Genomic DNA, 18,336 nt, shown 5'->3' on the forward strand with positions numbered 1-18,336 from the left:
CCGTGCTGCGCTTGTCGCGTCCTGTCCAGCTGGTCCGCTGGGTCCGAGCGGTCGTGCTCGCTCTGACGATGACCCTGCTTGTCGGCAGCGCCGAAGCGGTCGCGGCGCCGCCGTCCGCGTCGAAGCCGATCGACCCGCGTGAGGTCGGGTTGCTGTCGTCGGCTGCGCCGGTGCCCGTCGTGCCGCAGGCGCCGTCGAAGGCGGATTTCGGGGCTCAGAGCCGGTTGGACGATGGCGCCGGAACGCACTTCGATCCGCAGCGGTCGACGCCGGTGTCGCGGTCGATGTTCGTCACCGAGTACGTCAACGCCGACGGCACGCATTCGGTGCAGCAGTCGAACCAGCCACTGAACGTGCAAGACGAGAAGGGCCAGTGGCAGCCGGTGCAGACCACGCTGGCCACCGACCCGGCGACCAAGCGTGCCGACGCCGACAACCACCCACTGAGCCCGTCGCTGGCCACCAAGGCGAACGACGCCGCGGTGTTGCAGGTCGAGTCCGGCGGCCACACCGCGGGCCTGGCGCTCGACCAGGCCGCCCCGGTTACAGCCGCGGTGAAGGGTGATTCGGTCACCTACCCGGAGGTCACCGCGGGTACGGACCTGGATTACGAGGTCACGCCGGGCGCGGTGAAGGAGACGATCAAGCTCAAGCGCCCGCCGGCCGACGGCCGCTCATCGTGGAAGTTCAAGCTCACCACCGGCGATCTGACTCCGAAGCTGGAGAAGAACGGCGCCGTCACCCTGGCCGACCAGGGCGGTGCGGCGAAGATCGTGCTGCCGCCGATCGAGACCTGGGACTCCGCGGGCAACGGCGAGACCGCTCCGGCGATGACCGGCGGCAAGTACGCGCTCGAGAAGGCCGGCGCGGACTGGTGGCTGACCGTCGCCGTCGACCCGAACTGGCTGCGCGACCCCAAGCGCGTCTACCCGGTGTCGGTCGACCCGACCTTCACCTACGGCGTCACCGAGTCGCACTCCTACCGCTCCGACGGCACCAACTGCGACGCCTGTGGCCTGCGGATCGGCAACAGCCAGGCCAACGGCGACACCTACAACCGCAGCGTCTTCCACATGGACTACTCGCCGCTGTTCGGCAAGACCGTGGTCGGCGCACGGATGGACCTGACCCGCAACACCAGCGTCGTCGGGTCGCTGAAGACGTGGAACGCGAACCTGTACCACGCGTCGGCGTTCAACTTCAACGGTGTCGGCGGCTACATGACCAGCGCGCTGGTCGGCGACGTCGGCAGCTTCGTCGGCGAAGGCATGACCGGGTTCATCCGCGACCGCGTCAACGCCCGCGACGGCACGGTCTTCTTCATGATGATCGGCGCCGAGAACCCCGGCACCTGGACCTACAAGAACCTCAACGCCACCCTGACCGTCGACACCGGCTCTCCGGCGCCCGCGGCCACGCTGGTCGCCCCGGCCGACGGCACGGTGTCGACGTCGCTGACGCCGACGCTGTCGGTCAACCCGGTCACCGACCCCGACGGCGAGGCCGTCAAGTACTGCTTCCGCATCGCCACCGGCGCCGACGCCAAGTCCGGGGTCGTCGTCGAGTCCGGCTGCCTGACGACGCCGACGTGGACTGTTCCGGCCGGAATCATGCAGGACGGCGTCGCCTACACCTGGCAGGCGATGACCTACAGCGGCGCGACCACGATCACCCCGACCTGGGTCGGGCACTTCAAGGTCGACCAGCGGATCGGCGACCACGGTCCGTCCCCGACCGATGACGTCGGCCCGGTGACGGTGAACCTGGCCAACGGCAACGTCTCCACCGGTGAGCAGGCCCCGACGTTCACCACCGTCGGCGGCAGCGCGGGCCTGAATTTCAGCTACAACTCGCAGCAGGTCGAGAACAAGGGCTTGAAGGCGTCCTACTTCGCCGACCTGTCGCACAACGGGATCATCAACGACGCACAGCAGCCGGTGCTGGTGCGGACCGAGCCGCAGGTCAACGTCGACTGGGGCACCGACTCACCGTTCGCGCCCGCTCTGCCCGCCGACTGGTTCGTCGCTCGCTGGGAAGGCTTCTTCCAGGCCCCGGTGACCGGCACTTACCAGTTCGCCGGCGTCCACGACGACGGCGGCACCGTATGGATCAACGGCGCCAAGGTCTACGAGGTCAACACCGCCAGCGACCTGAACTGGACCCAGGCGACCGGCGTCTCGCTGACCGCGGGGCAGCGCGTCCCGATCAAGGTGGAGAACGCCGAAGCGACCGGTGCGGCGAAGATGCGGCTGTTCGTCCGCACCACCGACAACACGACTGTCGCCCCGCAGATCGTCCCTGCCGACTGGCTCTACACCAGCGACCTGCCGGTGCTGCCGCAGGGCTGGACCCTCTCGGCGGATCTGGACGGTGACGGCTCGAGCTACACCGAGGCCAAGGTCACCGACCAGAACATCGTGCTGACCGATGCGACCGGCGCCAAGCACACCTGGACCAAGAAGAGCGCCGGTGGCTACACCCCACCGGCCGACGAAGACGGCGTCCTAGCGCTCGACACCGCCGGCAAGGTCACGCTGACCGACGGCGGGGAGGTGTTCGTCTTCCGCGCCGACGGCAAGCTCGAAAGCCAGTCCGCCAGCACCGACTCGCGGAAACCCGCCGCGCTGCAGTACAGCTACGACGGCACGCCGTCGCGGCTGCGCGAGATCAAGGACCCGGTCTCCGGCCGGTCGCACGTGCTGCACTACAACCGGGCCGGCGACGACTGCTACGGCGGCGTGACCCCGCCGCCCGGTGCGCAGGCCCTGCCGCCGTCGCAGATGCTGTGCCGCATCAGCTACTGGGACGCCACCGAAACCCGCCTCTGGTACGTCGGCGGCCAGCTGGGCCGGATCGAAGACCCGGGCTCGGAGATCACCGACTACGGCTACGGCTCGAACGGCCTGCTCGGCGGCGTGCGCTCCAGCCTGGCCAACGACTGGATCGCCGCGGACCCGGCGAACCGGAAGGCCAACGAGGGCGACCTCACCACGGTCGTCACCTACGACACCGGCACCAAGCCGAAGGTGGCCGGCGTCAGCTTGGCCGTCCCCGCTATCGGCAAGCCCCGCGAAGCCACCGGCTACCGCTACGACCCGGCCAACCGCACGACCTACGTCGACACCGCGGGGCTGTCGCCGGCCGCCGGGTTCTCCGGGAAGGTCACCTACGACGACGCCGACCGCGCGCTGACCACCACGGACAGCGCGGGCCGGGTCTCGACGCAGGAGTGGGGACCCAAGGACCTGCCGTTGTCCACCACGGACCCGGCGGGCCGCAAGGCCACCACGGTGTACGACTACGCCGACCGCCCGATCGACTCCTACGGCCCGGCACCCGCGTCCTGCTTCACCGGCCAGCTGCCGAGCGGGACGTGCTCCGGCGGCATGGCCCACGGCCACAACGCCTACGACGAGGGCATCAACGGCCTCGCCGTGTCGTGGTACGACAACGACAAGCTGTCCGGCGCGCCGAAGGCCTACACCACCGGGCTCGGCACGGCCGACGGCTCGTTCGTGAAGAACTGGAACAGCGAAACACCCGCCGCCGACCTGCCCGCAGATCACTTCTCGCTGCGAGCCACCGGAGACATCGCCTTCCCGGCCGCCGGCGACTACACCCTCCGGCTGCTGGCCGACGACGGCGTGCGGGTCTGGGTCGACGACCAGCTGGTGATCGACGACTGGGTCAACACCACGGCGAAGTGGCGCCAAGGTGTCGTGCACGCCGACGCGGCCGGGCAGGCCAAGCGGATCCGCGTCGACTACTACGAGTTCGACCTGACCGCCCAGCTGGAACTGCACTGGACCACGCCGACGGGCACCCAGCAGCCGGTGCCCGGTACGCAGCTGCGGCCGCGCTACGGGCTGAAGACGTCGACGACGGCGTCGGAATCCGACGGTGTCGCGGACAAGACCGGCACGACCAAGTTCGGGGAGAACGGCCTCGACCCCGCCTACGGCCTGGCGACCTCCGGCCTGGCGAACCCGAACGGGCTCAAGGTCGCCGGTTCGGTCTCGTACGAGCCGCCCGGGACGGGCTACCTGCGCCGGACCGGCAAGACCATGGCGACCGGCGCGCGCACCACCTACGCCTACTACGGCGATTCCGAAAGCCGCAGCAACCCGTGCGATCCCGGCAGTGCCGCGGTCAACCAGGGCGGCATGCCCAAGCTGACCACTTCGACGGCGCCCGCGGCGGGCCCGGCGCGAGTCGACGAGCAGGTCTACGACCCGTCCGGGCGGGTGGTCGCCGAGGCGACCGGCGGCGACTGGACGTGCACCACCTACGACAGCCGTGACCGGCCGGTGCAGGAGAAGGTGCCGGCGAGCAAGGACGCGCCGGCGCGGACGGTGACGCACGACTACGCCGTCGGCGGCGACCCGCTCACGGCGTCGGTCAGCGACGACAAGGGCACCGTCACCACGGTCAGTGACCTGCTCGGCCGGGTCGTGGCCTACACCGACGTCAACGGCGTGCGCACCAGCACGAGCTACGACCAGGTCGGCCGGGTGGCGTCCTCGACGGTGACGCCGCCCGATCCGGCGGACCCGCCGCGCACGGTGTCGTTCGGCTACGACGACGCCGGGCGGGTGCTCACGCAGAAGCTGAACGGTCAGGTCCTCGCGTCCGTCGGCTACGACAACGCGGGCGAACTCGCCTCGGTCACCTACGGCAACGGAACGTCGCTCGGGTCGATCACCAAGGACAACGGGGCCCGGCTCCTGTCGCTGGGGTGGAAGACCAGCGACGGCAAGGACATCGTTTCGAAGGTCGGCCGCACGGCCGCGGGCACGATCGTCGACGAGTCCCTCGCCGGCACGGACGCCCGCCCGAACGCGCCGAACTACGTCTACGACGGGGCCGGCAGGCTGACCGAGGCGTACGTGGCCGGGCACCACTACACCTACGACTTCACCTCGACGGCGTCGGCGACCTGCCCGGCGGGCACCCAGGCGAACGCCGGGCTGAACACCAACCGGATGCGGCTGCTCGACGAAACCGCCGCCGGAACCGCCGAAACCCGCTACTGCTACGACGCGGCGGACCGGTTGCTGTCCACCGAGGGCGCCACGGCCCTGTCCGGGTTCACCTACGACGCCGACGGCAACACCACGGGCTGGACCGCGGCCGACGGCAGCACGACGACGCTGGCGTGGGACGGGTCAGACCGCAACATCGGCGCCAGGACCACCGGGGCCGGCCCGGCGGACATCGCCTACACACGGGACGCGACCAACCGCATCGTCCGGCGCGACCCGCGCAACTGCGACAACAACACCGTCGTGCGCTACGGCTACACCGGTGACGGGGACAGCGCCGACCTCACGCTGAACGCGGACGGCCGGCTCACCACGCTCACGCTGACGCTCCCGGGCGGGGTGCTGTACACGTCGAAGGTGGGTTCCGACGGGGCGTTCACCCCGTCGTTCGACCACCCGTCGGTGCGCGGCGACCTGGTGCTGTCCACCGACGCGGCCGGGCATCATGCCGGCGAGCTGCGCACCTTCGACCCGTACGGTCAGCCGCTGGCCGCGTCGGGTGCGGTCGACCCGCAGAACGTGCCGGACAACTCGCCCGGCTCGATGGACTACGGCTGGCTCGGCGAGCACCAGCGGGCCTACGAGCACACCGGGGGACTCTCCCTGGTTCAGATGGGGGCCCGGCCGTACAGCCCGCTGCTCGGCCGGTTCCTCTCGGTCGACCCGGTCGAAGGCGGCTCGGCGAACGACTACGACTACGTGGCCGGCGACCCGATCAACGCCACCGACCTCGACGGCACCTCGTGGTTCAGCTCGATCGTCTCGGTGGTCACGAAGGTGGCCGAGGTCGTCTCCAACCTCCCGGGGCCGATCGGCGCCGTCGCCAGCGGCGTCGCCGCGGTCGGCAACGCCATCCAGGGCAACTGGGGCGCGGCCGTGATGTACGGCCTGGGCGCGATCACGGTCGGCGTCGGGGCACTGGCCGTGGGCGCGTACAAGGCGGCGAAATTCGTCGCCAAGGTCGCGCCCAAGATCAACTATGCGGCGAAGGCGCGGGTCGGGAAGTGGATGGCCAAGACCATGAACGGCACCAAGCACCGGGTGGAGATCGCGCACTCCCGCGGGTGGACGAAGTACGACCTGGCGGGTAAGGCACACTACGAGAAAACGGTGAAGAAGTGGATTCCCACGCCGCACAAGTTCACGCAGGGGCGCAATCACCGCGCGCGGGGCGGGCGGGGGAACAACGGGCCGGTTTCGGGCATGGGGTGGCGCGACCTCGCCCGGGTCTACCGGCACCTGCGTTGACGACCGCCACGACGTCGGAAGGACAGCACGGATGACGGTGAGGTTCGCCGGGATCGAGCCTTTCGGACAAGTCTCCGGGCAGATCGACTTCACCGTGGCCGGGATCGGTGACATCGACCTGCGCAACGAAGCGCACGTCGGCTCCATCCGGTTCGTCCCCGGCGAGCGGCACATGACGATCGCGTTCGACTTCGAATCCGAGCGACCGGGCGGCCGGCGGGTCATCTCGCTGGAGTTCGGCGAGGTCGAGGTGCTCCGCATCGAGCCCTACCTGCCCACCGGCGTCGACCCGGGCTACGGGCACGCCCTCCTCTTCGGCATCGGCCACTGGACCGACGCCGAAACGGGGCGATCGGGCTTCACCGTGTCCACGACGACCTTCGAAGTCGAGTTCTACGCGGTGGAACTGAAGGCCACGGTGACCTGATCGGAGAGCCACCCGGGTGACCCGCCGGCCGGCGCAACCGCTGGCCGGCGGCGATCCTCGTCGTAGTCGTTCGGGCTGCCCTTGCCGGGCGGCGGAATCTGCCCTGCAGGCGCCTTCTTTCGCGTGCTGCTGCTCGACGCCGCTCGTAGCGTGAGGAGTGGGGTGTGGGCGAGACCGCCAAGGGCGATGGCTCGGCTGGCGGGATCGCACTCGGACGCGTCACGAAGGTTTCTCGACCGGCGCCAGGAGCGACGTGACGAGCCGGGGGAGTTCCGTCAGCCGTCTCGGCGTCGCTCCCGGCGGCTGATTCCTTTCCCTCCGGATTGGCGGCGCTCGCTGCAGGGTGGCAGCATTCCGGCTGCTTGCAGCCGGGTTTGTCCGGAGTGGACGGCTGGTGCGCGACGTGCAGCAGTCAGTCGCGCCGGACGTTAGGCTGGCGTCCCGACGAACAGAGGCCGGTCAGCGGCCGTCCGCGAGGAGCTGTCATGCCAGCCGATCGGGCCGAGGCCCGGAGCCGTCATCCCCGCCACCAGCGCCGCGGCGAAGCCCGCCTGCCGGCCGCCGTCGCGACGCTCGTGGCCATCGCGCTGTACCTGGCGCTGCCGGAACAGCTGCTGGTCGCTCCCCGGTTCGTGGTGCCCGCCCTGGAGTTCCTCCTTTTGGTGCCGCTGATCGCGATCAACCCGCGGCGCGTCACCCGGCAGACGCGGCTCTCGCGGATCCTCTCGCTGTCGCTGGTCGTGGTCATCGGCATCACCAACCTGGGGGCCTTGGCGCTGCTCATCCACGACCTGGTCGCCGGTGCGGCCGACAGCGGCCAGGCCCTGCTGCTGGGTGCGTTGCAGGTGTGGCTGACCAACGTGATCGCGTTCGGCCTGGCTTACTGGGAGCTGGACCGCGGCGGCCCGGTCAAACGTACCCAAGCCGGCCGCGCCGACCTGCCGCTGGCCGACTTCCGGTTCTCCCAGGACGAGAACGACGACGCCGTCGAGGAGGTCGCCGCGGGCTCCAGCGTCAAGTCCGACTGGGTGCCGACTCTGGTGGACTACCTGTACGTGTCGGTGACCAACTCGACGGCGTTCAGCCCCACCGACACCATGCCGCTGTCGTCACGGGCGAAGGTGCTGATGGCGGTGCAGAGCGTTGCGGCGCTGCTGACTTCGTTGCTGGTCATCGCCCGCGCGGTCAGCGTGCTGAAGTAACTGCCCGGTGCTCATGGACTTCCCCCGGCTGGCCGAAGTTCGGGTCGTTCTCCCGGTTCGACAACGAAGGAGCTGAATTCACAGGGCGCGCAGCACCCGGATGCGTTCCGCCTTGTGGCGCTCACCGGCTTCGTCGCCGATGAGCAGGACGTCGAAGGCGTGGGGGAGCCCGGGGTGGACGTGCAGCTCGGTCGAGACGCCGGCCGCCCAGAGGCGGCGGGCGTAGTCCACGTCCTCGTCCCGGAAGATGTCCAGCTCGCCGACTTCGATGTAGGCGGGGGCCAGGCCGGCGAAATTCTCGTTGCGGGCCGGTGCGGCGATCGCGAGTACGGAGCCGGTGCCGAGCTCGTCTTTCAGCACCGCGCGCCAGGCCGTGAAGTTGAAGTCGTAGGAGAAGATCGTCGGCTGGGTGGCCAGGTGCGGGTCGGGAACGAGGGTGCGATCGTCGAGCATCGGGTAGATGAGCAGCTGCCGGGTGATCGGCACCCCGGTGTCCCGGGCGAGGATCGCGGTGGCCGCGGCGATACCGCCGCCGGCGCTGTCGCCCATCACGGCGATCCTGGCCGGATCGATCCCCAGCTCCGGAGCTCGTTCGTGGAGCCAGCGCAGCCCGGCGAACGCGTCGAGCGCCGGGACGCCGCTCGTGGCCTCGTGCGCCAGGCGGTAGTCGACGGAGAGGAACGGCACCCCGGCCCACTCGACGTAGGTGCGGACGAGCGGGTCGTACAGGTCGGTGCTGCCGGCGACCATGCCACCGCCGTGCAGGTGGACGACGGCGGAACCGGGGGCGGACCCGTCGCGGGTGTACCAGCGCAGCCGCAGGGGCGTGCCGTCGGTGGAGGGGGTCCAGTAGGTCCGTGCGGTGACGGCCGGGGGAGTGGGCAGCGCGCTCATCTGGGCCAGGCCGTGGTCGAGGATCTTCCGGAGCGCGGCGGCGTCACCGCGGGTGAAGGCGCTGAAGCCGGGTGCGCCGGACGGTCCGGCGCCGGCGTCGACGAGCGCGTGGATGCGGGGGTGCAGGGGGAACGGCAAGGCTTGTCCTTTCCGCGCTCAGCTCTGGTTCTGGGTCTGGCCGGCGGCCAGGGCCGGACCGAGCAGCATGCCGCCGTCGGAGACGAACTCCGAGCCGGTGATGAAGGACGCCTCGTCGGAGCTGAGGAACAGCGCAGCGACGGCACGGTCGCCCGGATGCCGAGGTACGACCCGGTGAGGTTGACGTCGAGCACGTGCCGGAAATCGCCCGGGTCGCTTTTCTCGATCGTCGCCGAGCGGCTGAGGATGCCGGCGTTGTTGACCAGCACCGAGATCGGGCCGAAGAGGCGCTCGGTCTCGGTGATCGCCTTCTGCCAGTCGGCTTCGGACGTGACGTCCAGGTGCACGTAGTGGGCGTGCGTTCCGAGGTCGGCGGCGATCGCCCGGCCGCGCTCGTCTCGGACGTCGCCGATCACGACGTTCGCGCCTTCGGACAGGAAGCCGCGGAGGTGGGACACGCCCATACCGCCCGCGCCGCCGGTGATCAGGACGGTCTTTTCCTCGAAGCGTTGCATGGTTGCTCCGTTCATGGTGCCGGCTCGGCCGGGAGGTCGGGGAAGGTGACCTCGACGAGACGGCTCACCTGCAGCCAGTCCGCCAGGTGCGTGGGCTGGGCGATGGTGCCCGGGTTGCTCGGCTGGTTGAGGTCGGCGACCACCTCGGTGAAGACCTTCCGGCGCTCCTCCGGGTCGGTGACCGGCCGGGCGTGGGCGCGCAGGTCGGCCCGCACGCCGTTCTTGAGGTGGAACGTGAAGTCGGGGTGGCTCAGCAGGTTCGCGTACCAGCTCGGCGGCCGCAGCAGGCCGCTGTTGAGGTAGAACCGGCCGTGCACGCGGTAGAAGAAGATCTCGATCCGGCGAGGGCGGCCGGTGCGGCGGCCGATCGTGGTGATGTCGACGATCCGGGCCCGGGTCGGTGACGCCGGGGTCAGCTGCAGTGCCCGCAGGACGGCGTCCATGGATCAGGCGACGCCGGCCGGGAGGGCCGGGCCCAGCAGCAGGCCGCCGTCGAGCACCAGTTCGGTGCCGGTCGCGAACGATGCTTCCGGCGAGGTGAGGTAGAGGAGTGCCGCGCTGACGTCGGCGGGCTCGCCGAGGCGGGGGATCGCGAACGGCTTCGGGTCGTAGAAGTCCGAGATCGGCCGTTCGCCGGGCGCGGCAGGCTCGTGGATCAGCTTGGTCGAGATGACGCCGGGGTGGATGGCGTTCACCCGGATGTTGTCCCGGCCGAGCTCGAGCGCGGCGCTCAACGTCAAGCCGCGGGTCGCCCACTTGCTCGCGACGTAGGGGGCGTAGAGGGCGGTGCCGCCGTGCGCCATCGCGGAGCCGATGTTCACGATCACGCCGCCGCCGGCTCGCCGCATCGCCGGGGTGACGGCTTTGGTGCCGAGGAACTGGCCGGTCACGTTGATCGCGAAGGTGCGCTCCCAGAGCGCCAGGTCGGTCTGCTCGATGGTGGTGGCGGGGTTTTGGACGCCCGCGTTGTTCACCAGGATCGTCAGCGTGCCGAAGGTCTGCTCGGCCGTGGTGACGGCGGCGGCCCAGTCGTCTTCACGGGCGACGTCCAACCGGACCGCGAGGGCGCGCTCGCCCAGCTCCGTGGCGAGTTCCGTGGCCTTGCCCAGGCCCTTCGCCGTGCTGCCGATGACGACGTTCGCGCCTTCGGCGTGGTAAGCCCGGACGTGGCTCTCGCCGAGTCCTCCGGTGCCGCCGGTGATCAGGGCGGTCTGGTGGGTGAAACGTGGCATGACGAGTCCTCTGAAGAATGGTTATGGTGAGCTGACCGGCTCACCTCGTCATCGAACGTACTGCGGGATCGGAGGTGAGTCAAGTGACTCACCTCGCCATCGGGCATACTGGGGACCATGGGCACCGAACCTTCGGCGTATCACCGGCGTGTGGCCGAAGAGAAGCGCGCGGCCATCCTCGAGGCCGCCACCGGTCTGTTCCTGGCGTCCGGCTACGACGGAACCTCGCTCGCCAAGATCGCCGAGGCGGCCGGGGTCTCGAAGGCCACGCTCTTCAAGCAGTTTCCGACGAAAGCGGCGCTCTTCGACGCGATCGTGACCGACTCCTGGCAGGTCGAGGACCCCGGCGGGCCGGAGCCGCCTGCCGAGGACCTGGAGGCCGGCCTGACCGTGATCGGCCGCCGGTACGTCGCACTGCTCACCCGCCCGGGGATGACCGCGCTGTTCCGCATCGTCATCGCGGAGCTGCCGCGCTTTCCCGAGCTGGGAGAGGCGCAGTTCAGCCAGGGGAAGATGCCCTATTTCGAGTCGGTCAGCCGCTACCTTGCCGAAGCCGACCGTGCCGGCTCGGCGAAGGTCGGCGACCCGGATCTCGCCGCGACCCAGTTTCTGGGGATGATCTCCAACTTCGTCTTCTGGCCCACGCTCCTGCTCACCGACTGGGCCCCGGAGCGGGCCGCGATCGAACGAGCTGTGGGTGAAGCGGTCAGCACCATGTGCGCCCGGTATCGAACCTGACCGGGCGACGTCGCGTGGACGCATCCCCGCCTGACCGCGTCGTGCTCGTACGGAATGCGGCTCGGCTCCGCCCTCGTTGTTCTCGATGGGCGAAGGAGGATCGGATGCCGGGGGCTGTCACTGAGTCGCCGTGGACAGGGCGGGGGCGAGTTTGCTGCTGAACACGCGGGCGAGTGCGCGGGTGGTGAGGTTGCGGGTGGCGAGTCCGCTGGTGGTGCGTGGTACGAGTACGGCGGCGAGGGGCTTGATTTGCCGGCCCTTGGCGTTGACGAGACGTCGGTGCGCCTTCTCGTATTCGCGGAAGGCGCGGGTGTGGTCGCGGGGGTTGGCGGCCAGTGCGCCGGCGAGAGCGTGCGCGCCGGCGACGGCGAGCGTGGAGCCGTCACCGAAGACCGCGACGCTGGATGCGGCGTCGCCGAGGAGAGCGACGCGGCCGCGGGACCAGGAATCGATCCTGATTTGGCTCAGGCGGTCGAAATAGGGGTCGTGGTGGCGGTGGAGTGCGTCGATGAGTTCCGGAATGCGCCACCCGAGATTCTGGAAGGCCTGGGTCGCCAGCCGGAGGTGGGCGGCCTTGTCGCGGCGGTCGTGCCCTGGAGGCAGCGGCGTCCGGAAGACGAACATGGCCAGTCCCTCGGCCTTTCCCGGGTGGAGGACGGCGAGGCGCCCAGGGGCGTTGTACACCTGCATGTCGTGCCGCTCGCGGATCATGTCGAGCGGCAGCGGCACGGTGGCGAGGTTGAAACCGAGGTCCCGCGCGAACCGTTCTTCCGGGCCGAAGACCATGCGTCGCACGGTGGAGTGGATGCCATCGGTGCCGATGACCAGGTCGAAACGGCGGGGTGCGGCCTTGGCGAACGTGACGTCGACCCCGGCCGGGTCCTGCGTGAGGCTGACGACGGTGTCGCCGAACACGTATTCCGCGCTGTCGGCCGCTGCGTCGAACATGATGGTGGCCAGGTCGGCCCGGGTGATCTCGACGTCGTCGCTGCCTTCCGGCGCCGTGGGCAGCCGGGCCATCGGCCGGCCGCCGAGGTCGAGCAGGGTCGCGCCGGTGACGGCGGTGGCGGCCGCGCGGAGCCGCGGAAGCACGTCCATTTCTTCGGCGACACGGATGGCGGGGCCCTTGACGTCGACCGGATTGCCGCTGGAACGAAGGGTTTCCGCCTTTTCGACGACGACGGGGTGCATGCCTTGCCGGGCCAGCCAGTAGGCGAGTGTGGGGCCGGCGACGCCGGCGCCGAGAACGAGCACGGTGCGTGGGGTCATGCACCCAACATAATGGCAGTCAGTGCCATTTGGCCATGAGTGTCGTGTGGCAGTGAGTGTCATCACAGCGTGCGGCGGCGAGCGCAGCGGCCGGTATGCTGCGGTGATGTCCTTGCGTGAGGTCAAGCAGCTACGCACCCGGCAAGCGTTGGCGGAAGCGGCCGCAGATCTGTTCCGGCGCAAGGGATTCGATGCCACGACGATTGCGGACGTCGCCGCCGCGGCGGAGGTCGGCACGCGGACGCTCTTCCGCTACTTCGCGAGCAAGGAAGACCTGCTCTTTCCCGACCACGACGACCGGGTCCAGGCGGCGGTGCGCACGATCGAGGCGAGCGCGCCGTCCGAGCGTCCGGCCGAAGTGCTGCTGCGAGCCTTGGCGCAAGCAGAGAGCGATGACGACATCGTCAGCGGGATGACGGCTCTGCGGCTGCGCCTGATGCGCGAGCACCCTGCAGTGCGAGGCAAAGCGTTGCAGCTCTACAGCGATGCCCAGCTGGAGATCTCCCGTGCGTTGGCGAACGCCTTCCCGGACCGGTTCGACACCTTGACTGCCGCCGCTTTGACCGGAGCGTTCGCCGGTGCGGTCCAAGGTGTCCTGTGTGCGCTCATCCAGGATCGGGCTGATGTCGACGATCCGGCGGAGTACCGAGCGATCGTCGACAGGGCGACGCGGACTGCGCTGGCCCCGTGGCTGGCGGAGACTTTCCCGTCCAGTGCGCTCTGAACTGCCGTTCACCGATCCCGAGGCCCACGCTCAGCTCCCATCTCGGTGACGGCGAAGGAGACCGTCTCGGTGTGGGCGCGCCGTCGCACAACAGGCGACGCGCCGCAGGAGATGATCTTCGAGGACGGGGCGAACGAGGTCGGCTCGGTGATGGTCGAGCCCGGCCAGACGCTTCCCGACTCCGGACTCGCGGCGGGCTGCCGATGCCGTACTCGTGCACGGTCGGCAATTGTGGAACCGCATGGTGCGGCTGCGCCGCGGGAAACGTTCGGTCCCAAAGCGAGGCCGGCTCCGACCTCCTCGATGGCAGGTGCCTGCTCGAACACAGTCACATCATGACCGTCCTGGGACAAGGCGGCTGCGGCGGTGGCTCCGCCGAGGCCGAGACCGACGATTCCGATCCGCATGGTCCTCATCTTTCGGTGTTGGCGGACGCTGTAGGGCGCAACACGCACGAGACAGGCATCGGCTGGGGTCGGCCTGGGCGGAGCTCAGCTGCCGGTGTGTTCGAGCAGGGCTTTGGCCACCTCGTCGGGGTGGGTGAGGATCGTTTCGTGGGTGCCTGGCAAGAGAACCGGCTCCACTCCGGCGCGTGCGGCAAGTTCGACGCCCGGTGCGGCCAGTGCCTGGTCCTTCTCGGCGAGCAGGTAGGTGACCGGCACGTCTTCCAGGTCCACCTCCTCGAGGGCGTCGAGCATGTAGCCGCCGGGCTGCGGCACCAGCAAGTCGAATACGAGCCGCTGCAGGTGCTCCGGCTCGTCCTGCATGAGGGACAGGCGGAACGACTCGAAGTCCACGGCGATCGAGTGCTCGGGAGATCCCTCGATCGCCGAGCGCAGGAAAGCGCCGACCTCGGGGCTCATCGCGTCGGCCATCGATTCTCCGGCTCGCGGGACGAACGCACTGACGAAGGCTATTCCACGCAGGCGTCCTGCCAGCCGCGGCACGGCGCCGGCGATCGGGATGCCGCCCCAGCTGTGACCGACCAGCACGACGTCGGTCAGGTCCCGCCGCTCGATCTCGGTGACGAGGTACGTCACCGCGTCGATCAGCTTCAGCTCCCGGGCGTCGTCCCCGGCGGCGAGCCCCGGCATGGTCAGTGCGATGCCCCGCCTGCCGGCGTCGGCCACCCGCTGGGCCACCGGGTGCCACGCCCAGCCACCGTGCCAGGCACCCGGAACGAAAACGTAGTTCACCAGCGAATCTCCTAGTGTGCACCCGAACAGCAGAGTTGTGCTCTGTTGATCAGAGTCACACTCTGATCAACAGAGGGCTACACTACCACCATGTCGACCGCGCCTTCGGGAAACGCCAGGAGCAGACGGGCCGAGTACGCCGCGGCGACCCGGCAGGCGATCTACGACGCCGCGCGGGAATTGTTCAGCCGCAAGGGTTTCTTCACGGTGACCGTCGAGGAGATCGCCGCCGCCGCCCGGGTCGCGCCCGCCACGGTGTATACGGTAGGCGGCGGCAAGCAGGGACTGCTCAAGTTGATCATCGAGGCCAGGACCACGGCCCCGGACGTGGCGGACATCCATGCCCACCTCGCTGCCGCGACGGACGCGGGGGACCTGCTGCGCGACATCGTCAACGCCACCCGAGTCCGCTTCGAGCGGTCCCGCGACCTGATGCGCGTCATCGCCGACACCGCGCCGCACGACCCCGGCGCCGCAGACGCGCTCAAGACCGCGGAAGCCAGCCTGCGCGACGGTCTCGCTGTGGCCGCCGGCCGGCTGTCCGAGCTGGGGTCCCTGCGTGCCGGTCTCGGCGTGCAAGAGGCCATCGATGTTCTGTTCTTCTACCTGAACAACGACGCCTATTTCACGCTCACCGACCACAATGGCTGGTCGCTGGACAGGGCGGAGGGGTGGTTGCGGGAGTCATTGCACACTGCCCTTTTTGGATAGCTGAGGGATGTCTCGATCGCCGACGGCCGCCCTGGCCGGCAGTGGGCGTTGCTCCACTGGTCAGCACATCGAAACAGGCTCTAGCCCTGCGCCGTCGTGTTGAGTTCGCTGATCCTCGCCGCGGCGAGGCGGACCTTGGCGACGATCCTGCGTTCGGCCTGTGTGGGGATGTGGGAGACGAGGCCGACGACACTGACCGCCCCGGCCACCTCGCCTTCGCGGACTCCCCAGATCGGCGCCGCGATCCCCATGACGTCCGGGTCGAGTTCCGAGCGGGACACCGCGTACCCGTCGGACCGGATCCGGTCCATCCGGGCCAGCAGGGTGTCGACGTCGGTGATCGTCTCCTTGGTGAACCGCTTCAGCTCGGCCTTCTCCAGCAGCTCGCGCACCGTCTTCGGGTCGTCCCACGCCAGCAGCACCGTGGCCGATGCGCCGGCGTTGAGTGGCAGCACGGTGCCTCGCTCGTACGAAATCCGGATCCGCTGGGCGTGGGATTCGGCCCGGTCCAGGCAGACCACGAGGTCGCCGGTCCGCCGGGTGAGCAGGACCGTCTGGCCCACGTCGGCCGCGAGTTCCTCGATGATCGGACTCGCGATGTCCGACAGGCCGTACGTCCGCCGGGCCAGCCGGGAGAGTTCCAGCACGCGCAAACCGAGCCGGAACCCCTTGCCCGGCGCTTCTTCCAGGAAACGCGTGGACACCAGCGACTGCAGGTACCGGTACGCCGTGGAGCGCGACACGCCCAGCCGCTCGGCGACCTCCGTTCCCGACACCGTCGGGTTCTCGTCGGAGAACATCCCGAGGATTTCGAGCGCGCGGTCGGCCGTGGAGTTGCGTTCGCGATACGTGGTGGCCGGCTTCGGTCCTGACATGCGGGACAGTGTACTCGATTATGAACCGGGCTTGAGCTCGAATTCCCCGATGCCGAGCAGGTGGTGCACGTCCCAAGCAATGACCTCGTAGTCTCGATGGCCGGCCGCGACGAGCGGTTCGCCGCGGCAGAGTTCGTGTACGGCGTCCTCGGGCAGGTGGCCGAAGACGATGAGGCCCAGCTCGAACCCCTTGGCCGGGCCGGCGATGAGCACCTTGCCCGCTCGCTGCTGCTCTCGCATCCAGCTCAGGTGGGTCGCGAGGGTGTCGTCCGCCAGCGCGGCGGCGATCGAGGCCTGCTGCTCGCCGGTCCAGCGGTGCACGGTGAGATACCACATGGGCTGCCCTCCTCGGTCAGTCTTCGGCCCGGACGCGGTTGGTCAGGGCGCCGATCCCGTCGATCTCGACGGTGATCTCGTCGCCATCGCGCAGGAACAGCTGGGGGTCCCGCCGGTAGCCGACACCGCCCGGGGTGCCGGTGAGGATCAGGTCGCCGGGCTGGAGCGCGGTGAACTCGGACACCGTGGCGATCAGCGTGGGCACGTCGAAGATGAGGTTCGACAGGTCCGACGACTGGAGGAGCTCGCCCCGGCAGCGGGTGCGGATCCCGGCGCCGCCGAGGTCGACTTCGTCCGGCAGCGCCAGGTAGGGCCCGACCGGAGTGGCGTCGTCCCAGGCTTTTCCCTGCAGCCATTGGTGGGTCTTGTACTGGTAGTCGCGCATCGTGACGTCGTTGGCCACGGTGTAGCCGAGAACGTGGTCGAGGGCTCGTTCCGCCGGGATCCGCCGGCCGGCCCTGCCGATGACGACGGCCAGCTCCGCCTCGTAGTCCACTTGCGACGATTCGGGTGGCAGCACGATGTCGTCGCGGGCGCCGATCAGGCTGGAGGCGAACTTGCAGAACAGCACCGGGTAGGCAGGCAGCTCGCGCCGGGACTCGCCGACGTGGGCGTGGTAGTTCAGCCCGACGCAGAAGATCTTCGCCGGGTCGGGGACGACCGGGCGCAGCCGGACGTCGCCCAGCGGCACGGCGTCCGCGGGCCGTTCCCGCGCGCCGGCGAGAACTTCGGACGGGGTGTCGCGGCCCAGTTCGGCGAGCCCGTCGAGGGGGATCAGGGTGTCGCCGTCGATGCGGCCGACGTGCCGGACACCGTCGTGTTCGTAGGACGCGTAAGCCATCTCAGTTCCCTTCCGAAGTCCGGCGCCAGGTGGCGAGCTGACCGCCCCAGAGGTTGACGCTGCGGGGCACCGGCTCCCAGCGGCGGGGTACGTACGTCACGCGGTCGTCGTGGAACTTCTCCATCTCCGCCGACAGCTCGACGTGGTTGCCGGCCGGGTCGTCGAAGAACACGAACAGGTTGTTGCCCGGCCCGTGCCGGCCGGGGCCCCAGACGACGTCGACCTCCTCGTCGGTGAGGCGGTCGCACCAGTCCTTGAAGTCCGCCCAAGCCGCCAGGTCGTAGGAGTAGTGGTCCAGCCCCGGCGTGCCGGTGCCGACGACGGCGAGTGTGTGGTGGTCGCGGTTGCTGCGCAGCCAGGCGAAGCTCCCGTCGGCGAGCTGGTCCGAGACGCGGAAGCCGGCGACACCGGTGTAGAAGGCGACCATCGCGGGCAGGTCGGCGGTGGCCAGCGTGACGTGCTGGTACTTGATCGGACGCCGGGCGCTGTCGGCCGAGTGTTCGCCGGAGCGCCGGACCGGCCCGTGGAACTGCACGGTGTTCCCGTCCGGATCGGTGCACGCGAACCCGGCGGGGGCCGCGACCGATTCGTCCACGGAGGACTCGTCGAGTCCGTGCACGTCATGGCCCGCGTCGCGGAGCCGCTTCCGGAGGGCGTCCGGCCCGCCGGGGTCGCGTACTTCGAACGCGATGTGGTCCAGGCCGCGCTCGCCGGGCAGGAGGTCGAGCACGTGGTGCCCGGTACCCCAGCCCAGCCGCACCCCGCCGTCCTCGAGACGACCGTGCCGAACGAGCCCGAGTACGCGTCCGTAGAACTCGGCGGCGGCGTCGACATCGGGGACCCGCAGCCCGATGTGCGAGGTGGCCGTACGCCGCAACGACCCCGCCGTCTCGGGCTCGGGCAAGGTGATCCTCTTCTTGGTCTGTGGCATGGGAAACCCTTCCGGAA

General features: G+C 69.7%; 17 protein-coding genes. 6 read left to right on the plus strand and 11 right to left on the minus strand.

The window, feature by feature from the left end:
• The first annotated feature begins 68 nt into the window (after positions 1-68).
• From AB0J55_RS01320 to AB0J55_RS01330, 3 genes are all read left to right on the plus strand, one after another.
• Complete coding sequence (locus AB0J55_RS01320; protein ID WP_364241070.1) at positions 69-6,290, plus strand: PA14 domain-containing protein; 6,222 nt, start codon at positions 69-71, stop codon at positions 6,288-6,290.
• Between the two features lie 31 nt (positions 6,291-6,321).
• Positions 6,322-6,717: a hypothetical protein gene (locus AB0J55_RS01325; protein ID WP_364241072.1), complete on the plus strand. Its 396-nt coding sequence runs from the start codon at positions 6,322-6,324 to the stop codon at positions 6,715-6,717.
• 485 nt (positions 6,718-7,202) lie between these two features.
• Entirely contained in the window at positions 7,203-7,919 is a 717-nt protein-coding gene (locus AB0J55_RS01330) for a hypothetical protein (RefSeq protein WP_364241075.1), read from the plus strand.
• A 78-nt stretch (positions 7,920-7,997) separates the two neighbouring features.
• On the opposite strand, the gene AB0J55_RS01335 is transcribed toward AB0J55_RS01330, so the two are convergent.
• From AB0J55_RS01335 to AB0J55_RS01350, 4 genes are read right to left on the minus strand one after another with little or no spacing between them, the layout of a single operon-like run.
• Entirely contained in the window at positions 7,998-8,813 is an 816-nt protein-coding gene (locus AB0J55_RS01335; protein ID WP_364243366.1) for an alpha/beta hydrolase, read from the minus strand.
• Positions 8,810-9,466, minus strand: a complete 657-nt coding sequence (locus AB0J55_RS01340) for an SDR family NAD(P)-dependent oxidoreductase (protein WP_364241077.1) — start codon at positions 9,464-9,466, stop codon at positions 8,810-8,812. The genes AB0J55_RS01335 and AB0J55_RS01340 overlap by 4 nt, the downstream gene beginning before the upstream one ends.
• An 11-nt stretch (positions 9,467-9,477) precedes the next feature.
• Positions 9,478-9,909: a nitroreductase/quinone reductase family protein gene (locus tag AB0J55_RS01345; protein WP_364241080.1), complete on the minus strand. Its 432-nt coding sequence runs from the start codon at positions 9,907-9,909 to the stop codon at positions 9,478-9,480.
• A 3-nt stretch (positions 9,910-9,912) separates the two neighbouring features.
• On the minus strand, positions 9,913-10,698 hold the full coding sequence (locus AB0J55_RS01350) for a glucose 1-dehydrogenase (RefSeq protein ID WP_364241083.1): 786 nt from the start codon (positions 10,696-10,698) through the stop codon (positions 9,913-9,915).
• A gap of 117 nt (positions 10,699-10,815) precedes the next feature.
• Here AB0J55_RS01350 and AB0J55_RS01355 point away from each other — a divergent pair, with 117 nt between their 5' ends.
• Positions 10,816-11,436 carry a TetR/AcrR family transcriptional regulator gene (locus AB0J55_RS01355; RefSeq protein ID WP_364241086.1) on the plus strand — a complete coding sequence of 207 codons (621 nt, stop codon included), beginning with the start codon at positions 10,816-10,818 and terminating at the stop codon, positions 11,434-11,436.
• Positions 11,437-11,553: 117 nt separating this feature from the next.
• Here the strand turns inward: AB0J55_RS01355 and AB0J55_RS01360 are convergent, their stop codons facing one another.
• Positions 11,554-12,705, minus strand: coding sequence for an FAD-dependent monooxygenase (locus AB0J55_RS01360; protein WP_364241089.1), 1,152 nt, complete (start codon positions 12,703-12,705; stop codon positions 11,554-11,556).
• 106 nt (positions 12,706-12,811) lie between these two features.
• Between AB0J55_RS01360 and AB0J55_RS01365 the strand changes: the two genes are divergently transcribed.
• On the plus strand, positions 12,812-13,429 hold the full coding sequence (locus tag AB0J55_RS01365; protein WP_364241092.1) for a TetR family transcriptional regulator: 618 nt from the start codon (positions 12,812-12,814) through the stop codon (positions 13,427-13,429).
• Positions 13,430-13,437: 8 nt separating this feature from the next.
• Here the strand turns inward: AB0J55_RS01365 and AB0J55_RS01370 are convergent, their stop codons facing one another.
• Together AB0J55_RS01370 and AB0J55_RS01375 are read right to left on the minus strand one after the other, a co-directional pair.
• Positions 13,438-13,836, minus strand: a complete 399-nt coding sequence (locus AB0J55_RS01370) for an NAD(P)-binding protein (protein ID WP_364241095.1) — start codon at positions 13,834-13,836, stop codon at positions 13,438-13,440.
• 84 nt (positions 13,837-13,920) lie between these two features.
• Positions 13,921-14,625, minus strand: coding sequence for an alpha/beta hydrolase (locus AB0J55_RS01375; RefSeq protein WP_364241097.1), 705 nt, complete (start codon positions 14,623-14,625; stop codon positions 13,921-13,923).
• Between the two features lie 90 nt (positions 14,626-14,715).
• Between AB0J55_RS01375 and AB0J55_RS01380 the strand changes: the two genes are divergently transcribed.
• Positions 14,716-15,336 carry a TetR family transcriptional regulator gene (locus tag AB0J55_RS01380; RefSeq protein WP_364241099.1) on the plus strand — a complete coding sequence of 207 codons (621 nt, stop codon included), beginning with the start codon at positions 14,716-14,718 and terminating at the stop codon, positions 15,334-15,336.
• Between the two features lie 80 nt (positions 15,337-15,416).
• On the opposite strand, the gene AB0J55_RS01385 is transcribed toward AB0J55_RS01380, so the two are convergent.
• The 4 genes from AB0J55_RS01385 to AB0J55_RS01400 are packed head-to-tail and all read right to left on the minus strand — an operon-like array spanning position 15,417 to position 18,319.
• Complete coding sequence (locus AB0J55_RS01385; protein WP_364241102.1) at positions 15,417-16,211, minus strand: IclR family transcriptional regulator; 795 nt, start codon at positions 16,209-16,211, stop codon at positions 15,417-15,419.
• 18 nt (positions 16,212-16,229) lie between these two features.
• Positions 16,230-16,547, minus strand: a complete 318-nt coding sequence (locus tag AB0J55_RS01390) for a YciI family protein (protein WP_364241104.1) — start codon at positions 16,545-16,547, stop codon at positions 16,230-16,232.
• 16 nt (positions 16,548-16,563) lie between these two features.
• Positions 16,564-17,388, minus strand: a complete 825-nt coding sequence (locus AB0J55_RS01395) for a fumarylacetoacetate hydrolase family protein (protein WP_364241107.1) — start codon at positions 17,386-17,388, stop codon at positions 16,564-16,566.
• Position 17,389: 1 nt separating this feature from the next.
• On the minus strand, positions 17,390-18,319 hold the full coding sequence (locus AB0J55_RS01400) for a VOC family protein (RefSeq protein WP_364241110.1): 930 nt from the start codon (positions 18,317-18,319) through the stop codon (positions 17,390-17,392).
• Between the last annotated feature and the right edge of the window lie 17 nt (positions 18,320-18,336).

The organism is Amycolatopsis sp. NPDC049688, from assembly GCF_040674975.1.
In the GTDB taxonomy this organism is placed as follows: domain Bacteria; phylum Actinomycetota; class Actinomycetes; order Mycobacteriales; family Pseudonocardiaceae; genus Amycolatopsis.

What these genes read in the sequence shown, in the direction of transcription:
- AB0J55_RS01320 (WP_364241070.1), top strand. Translation starts at nt 69, where the DNA reads ATGACCCTGCTTGTCGGCAGCGCCGAAGCGGTCGCGGCGCCGCCGTCC.
- AB0J55_RS01325 (WP_364241072.1), top strand. Translation starts at nt 6,322, where the DNA reads ATGACGGTGAGGTTCGCCGGGATCGAGCCTTTCGGACAAGTCTCCGGG.
- AB0J55_RS01330 (WP_364241075.1), top strand. Translation starts at nt 7,203, where the DNA reads ATGCCAGCCGATCGGGCCGAGGCCCGGAGCCGTCATCCCCGCCACCAG.
- AB0J55_RS01335 (WP_364243366.1), bottom strand. Translation starts at nt 8,813, where the DNA reads ATGAGCGCGCTGCCCACTCCCCCGGCCGTCACCGCACGGACCTACTGG.
- AB0J55_RS01340 (WP_364241077.1), bottom strand. Translation starts at nt 9,466, where the DNA reads ATGCAACGCTTCGAGGAAAAGACCGTCCTGATCACCGGCGGCGCGGGC.
- AB0J55_RS01345 (WP_364241080.1), bottom strand. Translation starts at nt 9,909, where the DNA reads ATGGACGCCGTCCTGCGGGCACTGCAGCTGACCCCGGCGTCACCGACC.
- AB0J55_RS01350 (WP_364241083.1), bottom strand. Translation starts at nt 10,698, where the DNA reads ATGCCACGTTTCACCCACCAGACCGCCCTGATCACCGGCGGCACCGGA.
- AB0J55_RS01355 (WP_364241086.1), top strand. Translation starts at nt 10,816, where the DNA reads ATGGGCACCGAACCTTCGGCGTATCACCGGCGTGTGGCCGAAGAGAAG.
- AB0J55_RS01360 (WP_364241089.1), bottom strand. Translation starts at nt 12,705, where the DNA reads ATGACCCCACGCACCGTGCTCGTTCTCGGCGCCGGCGTCGCCGGCCCC.
- AB0J55_RS01365 (WP_364241092.1), top strand. Translation starts at nt 12,812, where the DNA reads ATGTCCTTGCGTGAGGTCAAGCAGCTACGCACCCGGCAAGCGTTGGCG.
- AB0J55_RS01370 (WP_364241095.1), bottom strand. Translation starts at nt 13,836, where the DNA reads ATGCGGATCGGAATCGTCGGTCTCGGCCTCGGCGGAGCCACCGCCGCA.
- AB0J55_RS01380 (WP_364241099.1), top strand. Translation starts at nt 14,716, where the DNA reads ATGTCGACCGCGCCTTCGGGAAACGCCAGGAGCAGACGGGCCGAGTAC.
- AB0J55_RS01385 (WP_364241102.1), bottom strand. Translation starts at nt 16,211, where the DNA reads ATGTCAGGACCGAAGCCGGCCACCACGTATCGCGAACGCAACTCCACG.
- AB0J55_RS01390 (WP_364241104.1), bottom strand. Translation starts at nt 16,547, where the DNA reads ATGTGGTATCTCACCGTGCACCGCTGGACCGGCGAGCAGCAGGCCTCG.
- AB0J55_RS01395 (WP_364241107.1), bottom strand. Translation starts at nt 17,388, where the DNA reads ATGGCTTACGCGTCCTACGAACACGACGGTGTCCGGCACGTCGGCCGC.
- AB0J55_RS01400 (WP_364241110.1), bottom strand. Translation starts at nt 18,319, where the DNA reads ATGCCACAGACCAAGAAGAGGATCACCTTGCCCGAGCCCGAGACGGCG.